Origin of the sequence: Bacillus sp. FSL H8-0516, from assembly GCF_038635285.1 — a bacterium.
Lineage (GTDB): Bacteria > Bacillota > Bacilli > Bacillales > Bacillaceae > Bacillus > Bacillus safensis.
In genome coordinates this window covers 1,419,520-1,431,606 of the sequence record NZ_CP152051.1, presented here as the reverse complement: position 1 = coordinate 1,431,606, position 12,087 = coordinate 1,419,520, and the positions used below count along the sequence as shown (strand labels likewise).

Annotated in this window: 11 protein-coding genes; 4 read left to right on the top strand and 7 right to left on the bottom strand. The window is 41.3% G+C overall.

Annotation, left to right across the window (positions count from 1 at the left end):
• Positions 1 to 61: 61 nt before the first annotated feature.
• From pyc to glsA, 4 genes are all read right to left on the bottom strand, one after another.
• Positions 62 to 3,508 carry a pyruvate carboxylase gene (pyc, locus tag MHB67_RS07075; RefSeq protein WP_332284450.1) on the bottom strand — a complete coding sequence of 1,149 codons (3,447 nt, stop codon included), beginning with the start codon at positions 3,506 to 3,508 and terminating at the stop codon, positions 62 to 64.
• 79 nt (positions 3,509 to 3,587) lie between these two features.
• Positions 3,588 to 4,799: a putative lipid II flippase FtsW gene (ftsW, locus tag MHB67_RS07070; protein WP_034621092.1), complete on the bottom strand. Its 1,212-nt coding sequence runs from the start codon at positions 4,797 to 4,799 to the stop codon at positions 3,588 to 3,590.
• Positions 4,800 to 5,009: 210 nt separating this feature from the next.
• Entirely contained in the window at positions 5,010 to 5,291 is a 282-nt protein-coding gene (locus MHB67_RS07065) for a YlaN family protein (protein WP_003212509.1), read from the bottom strand.
• Positions 5,292 to 5,413: 122 nt separating this feature from the next.
• Positions 5,414 to 6,343: a glutaminase A gene (glsA, locus tag MHB67_RS07060; RefSeq protein WP_034281651.1), complete on the bottom strand. Its 930-nt coding sequence runs from the start codon at positions 6,341 to 6,343 to the stop codon at positions 5,414 to 5,416.
• A gap of 120 nt (positions 6,344 to 6,463) precedes the next feature.
• Here glsA and MHB67_RS07055 point away from each other — a divergent pair, with 120 nt between their 5' ends.
• Complete coding sequence (locus MHB67_RS07055; RefSeq protein WP_048238850.1) at positions 6,464 to 6,946, top strand: hypothetical protein; 483 nt, start codon at positions 6,464 to 6,466, stop codon at positions 6,944 to 6,946.
• 15 nt (positions 6,947 to 6,961) lie between these two features.
• Here the strand turns inward: MHB67_RS07055 and MHB67_RS07050 are convergent, their stop codons facing one another.
• Positions 6,962 to 8,284 (bottom strand): PhoH family protein, encoded by a 1,323-nt coding sequence (locus tag MHB67_RS07050; RefSeq protein ID WP_048238849.1) that lies wholly within the window; start codon positions 8,282 to 8,284, stop codon positions 6,962 to 6,964.
• Between the two features lie 140 nt (positions 8,285 to 8,424).
• On the opposite strand from MHB67_RS07050, the gene MHB67_RS07045 reads away from it, so the two are divergent.
• Both MHB67_RS07045 and MHB67_RS07040 read left to right on the top strand, forming a co-directional pair.
• Positions 8,425 to 9,042 (top strand): YhcN/YlaJ family sporulation lipoprotein, encoded by a 618-nt coding sequence (locus MHB67_RS07045; RefSeq protein ID WP_133743858.1) that lies wholly within the window; start codon positions 8,425 to 8,427, stop codon positions 9,040 to 9,042.
• A gap of 99 nt (positions 9,043 to 9,141) precedes the next feature.
• Complete coding sequence (locus MHB67_RS07040) at positions 9,142 to 9,375, top strand: YlaI family protein (protein WP_223250959.1); 234 nt, start codon at positions 9,142 to 9,144, stop codon at positions 9,373 to 9,375.
• 30 nt (positions 9,376 to 9,405) lie between these two features.
• Here MHB67_RS07040 and MHB67_RS07035 read toward each other — a convergent pair whose 3' ends face one another.
• Both MHB67_RS07035 and typA read right to left on the bottom strand, forming a co-directional pair.
• The gene (locus tag MHB67_RS07035; RefSeq protein ID WP_003210819.1) at positions 9,406 to 9,729 is read right to left on the bottom strand and encodes a YlaH-like family protein; all 324 of its coding nucleotides are present in this window, start codon (positions 9,727 to 9,729) and stop codon (positions 9,406 to 9,408) included.
• Between the two features lie 54 nt (positions 9,730 to 9,783).
• Positions 9,784 to 11,622 carry a translational GTPase TypA gene (gene typA, locus MHB67_RS07030; protein WP_024424768.1) on the bottom strand — a complete coding sequence of 613 codons (1,839 nt, stop codon included), beginning with the start codon at positions 11,620 to 11,622 and terminating at the stop codon, positions 9,784 to 9,786.
• Positions 11,623 to 11,735: 113 nt separating this feature from the next.
• Here typA and MHB67_RS07025 point away from each other — a divergent pair, with 113 nt between their 5' ends.
• The gene (locus MHB67_RS07025) at positions 11,736 to 11,915 is read left to right on the top strand and encodes a DUF5325 family protein (protein WP_024424767.1); all 180 of its coding nucleotides are present in this window, start codon (positions 11,736 to 11,738) and stop codon (positions 11,913 to 11,915) included.
• Positions 11,916 to 12,087 lie beyond the last annotated feature (172 nt).

Below are 12,087 nucleotides of genomic sequence, written 5' to 3'. Positions count from 1 at the left end.
GCTGCTGCACATTTTAATGCGCTCAAAAAAAAGACACATCACGGTGGATGTGTCTCACTTCTTATTCTGGCTTTAATACAATTAATAGATCACCGGTTTGAATCGGTTCTCCATTTGTCACATGTATTTCATCTACGACCGCAGAAAATGGAGCTTGTACAGTCGTTTCCATTTTCATGGCTTCATTGATCATCAAATGCTCACCTTGAGAAATTTTCTGCCCTTTTTCCACGAGTACTTTAATGACAGTGCCTGGCATTGATGCGGCGATGTGATTTGGATTCGAGCGGTCCGCCTTCATTTTTTCTTGAACAGAGGATTTGATGCTTTCATCCTTAATCACTACTTCACGCGGCTGGCCATTTAACTCAAAGTAAAGAACTCTTGTGGCATCTGGATTCGGTTCACCAATTGATACGAGTTTGACAATCAGAGTTTTTCCTTTTTCGATTTCTACCTCAATCTCTTCTCCAAGCCTCATCCCGTAGAAGAACGTTGGTGTATCAAGAACAGAGATGTCACCATAGCTTTCTGCTGTTTGGACAAATTCAGAAAAGACTTTCGGATATAAGGCATACGCAATTGCGTCTTGCTCTGTTAACGTCAGGTCATGAGATTCTTTGAACTGCTTCTTAATGTCTTCAAAGTCCACTGGCTTCAGCTTCTCACCAGGTCTGACAGTAAGAGGCTCTTCCCCTTTTAAAATCAGCTTTTGCAGCTTTTCTGGGAATCCGCCATGCGGCTGGCCTAAATAGCCTTTAAATAATTCCACAACAGAATCCGGGAAGTCTAGTGTTGCGCCTTTTTCATAAACATCTTCTTCTGTTAGATCATTTTGCACCATATAAAGTGCCATATCTCCAACTACTTTAGAGGATGGTGTTACCTTTACAATATCACCAAACATGTCATTCACACGTCTGTACATTTCCTTTACTTCATTCCAGCGCTCGCCAAGACCGACACCTTTCGCCTGCTGCTGCAAGTTACTATATTGACCGCCGGGCATTTCATGCTCATAAATTTCTGTATGAGGCGAATTCATGCCGCTTTCAAATTCATGATAGTATTTTCTGACGGAATCCCAGTATTGAGAAAGGCGTTCGACAGATTGGACATTCATGTCTGGCTTTCTTTCATGTCCATCTAAAGCATAATAAAGTGAGCTTGCACTTGGCTGCGATGTGAGTCCTGCCATAGAGCTGACGGCAACATCCACAATATCAACACCTGCATCAATCGCTCTTGCATAGGTGAACAGTCCATTTCCACTCGTGTCATGCGTATGAAGATGGATAGGGATCGTAAGCTCATCTTTTAAAGCAGAGACTAGCTCGTAGGCTGCCTGCGGTTTTAATAGCCCCGCCATATCTTTAATACCTAAAATATGTGCGCCGGCAGATTCAAGCTCTTTTGCAAGAGATACATAGTACCCAAGATCATATTTTGGACGAGATGGATCAAGAATATCCCCCGTATAACAAATCGCCGCCTCTGCCACTTTGCCTGATTCCCGAACAGAATCAATGGCAAGCGTCATGCCTTTGACCCAGTTTAAGCTGTCGAAAATACGGAACACATCAATGCCTGCCTCGGCTGATTCTTTTACAAATGCTTTGATCACATTATCTGGATAGTTTGTATATCCGACAGCATTTGATGATCTTAATAGCATTTGGAACAGCGTGTTTGGCACTTCTTGACGAAGCTCTTTCAATCGTTCCCAAGGATCTTCTTTTAAGAAACGGTACGCAACATCAAATGTAGCGCCGCCCCACATTTCCATACTAAACAGCTCTGGCCATAAACCTGCTGTTGGCTGGGCAACTTTCTTTAAATCATGTGTTCTAAAGCGTGTCGCAAGCAGAGATTGATGCGCATCTCTAAAGGTTGTGTCAGTTAAAAGGACGTTATTTTGTTCTTTCACCCAGTTGGCAAGCCCCTCAGGTCCATGCGTATCTAACAATTGTTTTGTCCCAGACGGAATCTCTTGATTGAGTGGAAGCTTCGGTACGTCTGGCTTGACAAAATGAGGCTTCTTTTTCTCCGCAATACCCGGGAACCCATTAATGGTAACGTTACCAATATAAGTCAACATCTTCGTTCCGCGGTCTTTTTGCTTAGGGAAATTAAATAGCTCTGGCGTTGAGTCGATAAACGATGTATCGTATTCCCCTTTTAGGAACTTCTCATGCTTAGCCACATTTTCAAGAAATGGGATGTTCGTTTTAATTCCGCGAATCCTGAATTCTTGTAAATTTCGGACCATTTTAGCAGCCGCTTGATCAAACGTGAGCGCCCATGTAGACAGCTTGACCAATAGTGAGTCGTAATAAGGTGTAATGACTGCACCTTGGAAGCTGTTCCCTGTATCAAGACGTACACCAAATCCCCCACCTGAGCGGTAGGCCATAATTTTTCCTGTGTCTGGCATAAAGTCATTTAAAGGATCTTCTGTTGTGACCCTTGATTGAATGGCAAAGCCGTGTGTAAAGATATCTTCTTGCTTTGGAATACCAACTTCTTTGCTGTGAAGGTTATGCCCCTTTGCAACAAGAATTTGGGTTTGAACGATATCGACACCTGTGATCATTTCTGTGATCGTGTGTTCTACCTGCACCCTTGGATTGACTTCAATAAAGTAAAACTCTCCATTTGCAACTAGGAATTCTACAGTCCCTGCATTAATGTACGATACATTCTGGGCCAGCTGGACAGCCGCTTCGCAAATATCTTCACGCAATTGATCTGTTAGAGACACACTTGGTGCCACTTCAATGACCTTTTGATGCCGCCTTTGGACAGAGCAGTCACGCTCATATAAATGAATGATATTGCCGTGATTGTCTCCAATCACCTGCACTTCAATATGTTTTGGATTTTCAATCAGCTTTTCAACGTATACTTCGTCATTTCCAAAAGCAGCTTTTGCCTCTGACTTCGCACGGTCATAGGCTTCCTTCAGCTCTTCTTTTGATCTAACAATCCGCATACCCCGGCCGCCGCCGCCTAGTGAAGCTTTAATAATAAACGGGTAACCGTATTCTTCACCGAATTTTTCGACTTCTTCGACCGAATCAACTGGTCCGTCACTTCCTGGAATGACTGGAATACCAGCTTTTTTCGCTTCATCTCTCGCCTTTACTTTATCTCCAAACATATCTAAATGCTGAGAAGTTGGACCGATAAATTGAATGCCTTCCTCTTCGCATCGTCTTGCAAAATGAATGTTTTCGGATAAAAATCCGTAGCCTGGATGAATCGCATCCACGTCATTTCGTTTTGCAATTTCGATGATCCCCTCGATATCGAGGTAGGCATCAATCGGTTTCTTCCCTTCTCCAACTAGATATGCTTCATCAGCTTTATAGCGATGATAAGAGCCCGAGTCTTCTTTGGAATAAATGGCTACTGTACGTAAATTGAGCTCCGTACAGGCCCTGAAGACTCTGATAGCGATTTCCCCTCTGTTTGCAACTAGAACCTTTTGAATTGTTCTCTGTGACATTCTCACTCCTCCATATCCCTTAAAATTTTATATGTACTCTATAATAAAGGAAGAAATGAAAACTGTACACTTTTGTTTTCTAAAGATTCAAAGTTTTCTGCAATCCATTTTTTTCAACTGATGGTTTGCTCATTGATTTTTTCTTTTTGTAACGCTCTTTATATTCAGTAAACATGCTGATATTCAGCAGCATTCCCATACAGATGCTAAGTAAAATGATAGACGATCCCCCGTAGCTGATAAACGGAAGTGTCACCCCAGTAATTGGAATAAGACCTGAAACACCGCCTAAATTGATACAAGTTTGGATCGCAATCATGGAGGAAATTCCTATTGCAAGCAAACTTCCAAACGGATCTTCACACTTTCTCGCAATGTAAAAACCTTTCACGACGATGAAACCAAGAAGAGCGAGAACAAAAAACACGCCGAAAAAACCAAGCTCTTCTGAGATAATTGCCATGATAAAATCTGTGTGCGGTTCTGGAAGATACCCGTACTTTTGAACGCTTTCTCCTAGACCGAGTCCAAAAAAGCCACCTGATCCAATCGCATAATATGAATTAATCAATTGATGCCCAGTAGCCCCTGCATCTTTAAATGGATCTTGGAAACTCTCAAAACGTCCGAGACGATTTTGCGTGAAAATTTTATCCCAAAAAAGAATAATAAACGGGGTCACGACGACCATTACTGCACTAAATAGCGCCAGCAGCTTCGCTAGCGTTTTGCCGCTAAAGCCTGAGCATAAAATCATCGCAAGGGCAATCATGCCAATGATAAAGGCTGTCCCATAGTCTGGCTGCAAAATGATAAATCCGCACAGGATAGAGACAATCACGATTGGAGGCGTAACACCTCTTAAAATATGATCAATATAATGCTGCTTTTTTGCATACACCGCAGCAAGATAGATGATGACGACAATCTTTACAAATTCAGCTGGCTGAAGACTAAAAGGGCCTAATTTGATCCAGCTTCTTGCGTTCCCTGCAATATGACCGCCAAAGTACACATAGATGAGGGAAAAAACTGAAATCAGCAGCATACCAATCTGGAATTTCTTATTTGAAAACAGCTGATATGGAACTAATGCTGTAAAGATCAAGATGACTGCTCCAACAATCATAAATAAGAGCTGTTTCTTAAAAAAGTTATCTGGCGCGGCATCGTATCTGATAACAGATGTAATCATACTTGAGCTATACACCATAACCAAACCAAATGCGCTGATTAAGATAATGGCGAACAATAATGAGTAGTCATACGATTTTAGCATTCTCTTTAACATATAATCCTCTTCCTAACGTCTGTTTCTACTGCTTGATATCTTCTTAGCTGTTCTTATTCTACTACATTTTCTCCGTTTGATCCCGTTTTACCTCTTTTATATTGTTCGTCATTCATGAAAGAATCAAGTCCGTTTGCCGTCAATCCATCAAAAGAAAATAGGGGACAAAAAAACTCAAACTTATGTTGTGGAAGTTTGAGTTTTCAATCGTTATTTTTTTGTGAACGCATCATGAAGTGCGGAAAGCTCTCTCTCAAGTTTATCGAGTAGTTTCTTGCCTTCATGTTGATCAACTAATCCAAGTCGGACAGCAAAATCAATCTCTCTCGATAATCCGAACATTTGAGTATCTAAAACCTCTTCATAAAGAGGACATTGCGGCATCGTTAAGTTGTCCATTTGCACTTGGATCAATTTTAAAATTTTATCTGCATCCAATTTTAATAAAGCCAGTGCTTTTTGCCGATGATCGACTAAAATTTCTGACGCCAAAAGTATCCCTCCGTTCCCCAGGCGAGTACCTAATTCTTCTATTTATCATAAAGCGAAACGCCCAAAATTGCAAGCAGATTTGTACAGTTCGCTTTGTGAAAATAAAAAGAAGACATTTCTCATTAAAAGATACTCATCTCATATTTTTCACTCATAAGCTCAAGCAGCTTAATCCCAGCAATACTATTCCCTTTTTCATCCAGGGCAGGACCGAAAATTCCGATCCCAAAATCATATGGTGCCGCTCCCATAATCCCGCCTGAAACACCGCTTTTAGCGGGTATGCCGATATTAATGGCGAATTCACCGCTTGCATTGTACATGCCGCACGTCACCATAAAGGTTTTACAAATTCTAGCGACATCTTTTGAAAGAATTTGCTGCCCCGTCTCTGGATGTCTGCCATCTAATGAAAAAACACAAGCAATTTTCGCCAAATCTAAGCTGTTCATCATGATGGCACATTGTTTCGTATACACGTCCATGACCTCTTCTACGTTCCCTCTAATAATATGATATTGCTTCATATAATAGCACATTGCCCGGTTAATCATAGATGTCTCGAATTCGGATGCGGCTGTTTCCTTGCAGTATGTAATGCTTTTGTCATTTGCAAGCTCTCTAATAAAGCCAAGCAGGCGGTTTAGCTGATCTTGCGGCGTCGCGCCTCTTATTAAGCTTGTAACTGCAAGCGCTCCTGCATTAATCATTGGATTCAGCGGTTTATTCGGACTTGCTGTTTCCAGCTTAATCATTGAATTAAACGGGTCACCTGTAGGCTCTTGTCCAACAAATTGAAAAACTTTTTTTGGCCCTTCTTCTGAGAGTACGAGCGCAAGGGCTAATACTTTTGAAATACTTTGCAGAGTAAAGCGTTTATCTACATCTCCTGCCGAGTGGCAAGTATTACTCACATGATACACAGCTACAGATAAATCCGTCTGATCCGCTTTGGCGAGAGCGGGAATATAGGATGCTACTTTGCCATCTTTGGCCACTTTTTTTGCTTCTTCTACAAATCGCTGAAGCTCTTCATTGTCGCGACATGCCATGCCCAATATCCTCCCTATCTTTCATGTAAGAATAGTGTGTACAAGGAGATGCATGTTTATGAAAGTGACAAAGCAGGCGAAAACTTCTATAATTTATGGTGGAAAGGGGTTGTCTTGAACATGAGCATCATTCAAATTAAGGGGAACGTAAAGTACAAGATCACCATTGATCCAAGTGTATGGATTTTTGATGACCGCAAATTTTTAATGGATTCATTTTTTGAAAAAAGCGCAGCAAATGAAGAAAATCAGCTGGATCAGGAGCTTGACCAAGAGCGGGTGATCAGAGAAGGACAAACACTTCCACCCACTTTAAAAACAGAGAAGAAGTACGAAAAGGAAAGACTCGTCACAGGCAGCTTCGGAATGAAGCTAGGTGATATGCTGAAAAATGCAGAACCGCTTGAACATGCAGATACATGCGAATTTGTCACAGAAACAGGGACAATTGCTGTTCCGCTTTCTCAGGCAATGGAAAGCATTGCACACTTCAGCCAAAACGGGAAGCCTATGACTGAAGAAGGACCAATCCACGTTTATTTCGCGGATCAGTCCAACCTCACTCAGCCGATAAAAGGTGTCAAAGAGCTCATCATTACATAAGACAGAGGGTCTGGACTACAGCAAATCAGCTGCAAGCTGTGCAAGTCCAGACCTTTCTCCTTTGACAAGCTTGACATGTCCAGATATTTGCTGTCCTTTGAACCGCTCAATGACATACGTAAGCCCATTATTTAAGCTGTCTAAATAAGGATGATCGATTTGCTCTGGGTCTCCCATCAGCACAATTTTACTTCCCTCTCCGACTCGCGTTAATAATGTTTTTACCTCGTGTTTCGTTAAATTCTGCGCCTCATCAATGATAATAAATTGATCAGGAATACTTCTTCCACGGATATACGTTAAAGCTTCCACTTGAATAGAACCAATTCCCGCCAAAATCGCATCAAGTTCACCAGGTTTTTTTGTATTAAATAAAAATTCCAGGTTGTCATAAATCGGCTGCATCCATGGTCTGAGTTTCTCTTCCTTTTCACCTGGCAAGTAGCCTAAGTCCTTGCCGACAGGAACAATGGAACGGGCGACGATCAGTTTTTTAAACATGCCGAGATCCTCTGTCTGCATTAATCCGGCAGCCAGTGCAAGGAGTGTTTTACCAGTTCCCGCTTTTCCGATCAATGTCACGAGCGGAATATCACGGCGCAATAGCAGTTCTAGTGCCATCGTCTGCTGAACATTTTTCGGACGAATTCCCCAAACATGCTCTTGATCATAAATGAGCCGTTTCACATTCTCTGCTTTTTGATCAAGCATTCCTAAAGCAGAGCCGCCTTCATTCCCCTTCATAATGACAAATTGATGAGGGTTTAATGGTGCACTTGTGACTTCTTTTACCAGCAATTGACTTTGCTTATAAAATGTATTCAATTGCTCCGTCGGAATATAGAGCTCATGATAGCCGTTATCAATGTCTTCGTTTTGCAGCACACGGTCACTTAAGAAGTCCTCTGCTTGGAGACCTATAGCATCTGCCTTTACCCTGACTAAGACATCCTTGCTGACCAAAATAACAGGCCGTCCGTGAGGCTTTGTTTCTTCCTCTAAGCTCAAATTTTTCGCGACAGCCAAAATTCGATTATCATTTGTTTTTTCAATAAAAATTTCTTGAAGCTCATGGAAAGAGCGGTGATTCAGCTCAATTCGCAGCGTCCCTTTTGACTCTAGCGTAATTTTTTCATGCAGTTTCCCTTTCGATCTCAAACCGTCGATTAAACGTGAGACACGCCGGGCGTTTTGCCCAACCTCGTCCATGTATCTCTTTTTCGAGTCTACTTCTTCTAACACAACGGCCGGAATGACGACCTCGTTGTCTTCAAATGAAAAGATTGAATTCGGATCCTGTAATAACACATTTGTGTCTAATACATAAATTTTACTCAGGTCCTTCGCCTCCTGATCGGGGTTTCATTCATCCTTGTCTTTCCCAAAACGATTGTTAAAATATATGTTTTCATGAATAAAGTTAGAAGGTTAATTCAACAATAAAATAAATCATGCAGTTTGTGAAGGAGGGAATTTAGATGCGACTATTTTTAACATTATTCATGATTCAATCGATCATTCTGTTAGGCGCTTGCCAGCAGCAGGAAAAGCCAGAAGCGCTGGACAAGCAAGATGGACGCCAGCACTTAGTAAGGGTGTCTGACTCATCCAAGAAAGAGACCAATCAAGCCCGCCCATCCACAGATGTTGCGCAGCATCTTGTCAATGTGACAGAGCACGTAGCAGATGTCAATGATGCAACGGCAATCGTCATCGGCCGTTATGCTGTTGTTGGTATTGATGTAAAAGATGATTTAGATAGAAGCAAAGTAGAAACCATTAAATATTCAGTTGCAAAAGCGCTGAGAAATGACCCGGAAGGCGCAAATGCTGTTGTGGTTGCTGATCCGGATACAGTCAGCCGATTAAAAGAAATGGGCAAAGAAATCCAAGCAGGCCGTCCGGTAAGCGGTATTATGGATGAACTGGCTGCCATTGTCGGCCGCGTGATGCCAGAGATGCCGAGAAATGAGATCGACCGTAACGAAAAGGATCCGACAAATGATCCGAATAATCAGCTCAAAGAACAGGATCAAAAGCAGTTAGAAAAAAATCAAAACGACCAATCAAACCATCATATGAATCAGAAGAACTAATGAGAACGGCTTATATCTCCTGTGATATAAGCCTTTTTCTACGCTGATTTTAAGTAGCTGGAAAACATGCTATAATAAATGCAATAAAGTGAGGTGAAAATGATGAGAGTGAAGTGCTCATTATGTGAAAAGCTTGAAACCATTGATGATGATACACTTGTTGCTAAACGGTTAAGAAACCGGCCTATTCATACATATATGTGCGATGACTGCCAAGAACGCATTAAAATAAAGACTGAAGCTCGCATCAAAACTGGCAGATTCTCTCTTTATCAGGATCCTGCGACGAAAGAGAAAAAGAAGAAAAAAGGAAAGAAAGAACAAAAGACATAAAAAAGACCTGACACATGTTCAGGTCTTTTTTTACGTATTGACTGTTCCTTCTTTTTTCGCACGATGCAGCCGTATTTTATAAATAATCAAAATGGCAGCTGCCACAACCAGTCCTTCCGCTACTGGCAGGAAGATACCTAGAAATGTGAGAAACGTGCAGCCAAAAATCAAAAACAAATAAATCACGAGCGCTTTTAAAATCGGTAAACGTCTTGCAAAGCCGAGCTTAAAAACAATAATCGCTAAAACAAGGATGGTGCCATATAGGAGCCACATCCCTGTTTGCGGATTTTCATCGACACGAAACAGCATCGCGAAAAAGGATAGATTTTCACTTACTTCCTGATCATTCAAAAAGATTCCCTCCCCTTATCTTTCAGGGTTCTATCTTTTTAATTCTTCATGGAATTAAGATAATCCTGCTAGCTTTTTCTTCTTCGCTGCTTTCTCACGTTCGTTTTTGTCTAAAATTTTCTTTCTAAGACGAATGGATTCAGGTGTAACCTCACAGTATTCGTCTTCATTCAAGTACTCAAGAGATTCCTCAAGTGACATAATGCGAGGTTTTTTCATGCTAACTGTTTGATCTTTCGTCGCTGAACGTACGTTTGTTTGTTGTTTCATACGGCTTACGTTTACAACAAGGTCGTTCTCACGGTTATGCTCCCCAACGATCATCCCTTGGTATACTTCAGTACCTGGCTCAACGAAGATCACACCGCGCTCTTCAACACCTTGGATTCCGTAAGCAGTCGCTTTACCTGTTTCCATTGAAACAAGTACACCTTGACGGCGTCCGCCGACTTGACCAGACTGCATTGGCTGGTAGCTGTCAAACGTATGGTTCAAAATACCAAAACCACGAGTTAATGAAAGAAATTCAGTTGTATATCCAATTAAACCACGTGATGGCACTGTAAAGATCAGGCGAACTTGACCGTTACCATTATTGATCATGTCAATCATTTCACCTTTTCTTGCACCCATTGATTCCATAACAGAGCCAGTATGCTCTTCTGGTACATCAATTTGAACGCGCTCTACAGGCTCACATCGAACACCATCAACTTCTTTTACAATAACTTCTGGCTTCGATACTTGTAATTCAAAACCTTCACGTCTCATATTCTCAATGAGAATGGATAAGTGAAGCTCTCCGCGTCCAGAAACAACCCAAGCATCAGGTGAATCAGTTGGATCTACACGAAGACTGACGTCTGTTTGAAGCTGCTGCTCTAAACGCTCTTCGATTTTACGTGATGTCACGTATTTTCCTTCACGGCCTGCAAATGGGCTGTTGTTTACAACAAACGTCATTTGAAGTGTCGGCTCATCAATACGAAGGATTGGAAGTGCTTCTTGGTGTTCTACCGGACAAACCGTTTCACCTACGTTGATGTCTTCCATTCCAGATACAGCGACAAGATCTCCCGCTTTCGCTTCGTTGATTTCCACTCGTTTTAACCCTTGGAAACCAAAGATCTTTGTCACACGGAATTGTTTCACAGTGCCGTCGACTTTCATCAAGGCTACCTGCTGTCCTACTTGCATTGTTCCTCTGAATACACGGCCAATTCCAATTCTGCCGACATAATCATTGTAATCAAGTAGTGCCACTTGGAATTGAAGCGGCTCTTCATGGTTATCAACTGGGCAAGGAATATGGTTCACAATGGCTTCAAACAAAGATTCCATGTTTTCATCTTGCTTGCTCGCATCGTTACTTGCTGTACCATTGATTGCTGATGCATAGACAACTGGGAACTCAAGCTGTTCTTCTGTTGCATCCAATTCAATGAACAAGTCAATCACTTCATCGACTACTTCAGCCGGACGAGCAAAGTCGCGGTCAATTTTATTGACGACAACGATTGGTGTTAAGTTTTGCTCAAGTGCTTTTTTCAGCACAAAGCGTGTTTGAGGCATACAGCCTTCATAAGCATCCACAACAAGGAGTACACCATCTACCATTTTCATGATACGCTCAACTTCACCACCGAAATCGGCGTGTCCTGGTGTATCTAAAATATTAATGCGTGTATCTTTATAATTTATCGCAGTATTTTTAGCTAAAATCGTAATACCGCGCTCTCGCTCTAAATCATTTGAATCCATGGCTCTCTCAGCGATATTTTCATTCGCACGGAAAGTACCAGCTTGATGGAGCAATTGGTCAACAAGCGTCGTTTTACCATGGTCAACGTGGGCAATAATTGCGATGTTGCGAAGGTCTTTTCGAAGTTTCACATTTTCATCTCCTAAAATAATTAGATAACTTTCATATTATATCACAATCCTCTTTAAATGCCGATCGTTTTTCTGTAAACTTATATTAACTCTAAAAAAAGGGATGGGGACATATGAAACAAATCAAATGGCTTCTATTATTATGTGCATTACTTGCAGTTGTCAGTATGGCGTTTATTGGGGTATCTCTTGCAGAAAAAAACATACTGGGCATATGTTTAAGTATCGTGTTCGCCATGATTTTCATGGGTACAGGATTTACATTAAAAAGAAAATTAAACGTGCAATCATAAAATTAGTGAAAAGCCTTTTACATTCTATATGTAGAAGGCTTTTTATTTTGAGTAAAAACAAGACAAATCACCTATGAAAGCTTCATTTTGCAGACGGAACGTATCTTGAAGAATTGACAAAAGTAAGCAATCTGAACCCCTCCATTTTTCGACAAGAACTTTTATAGTTCTC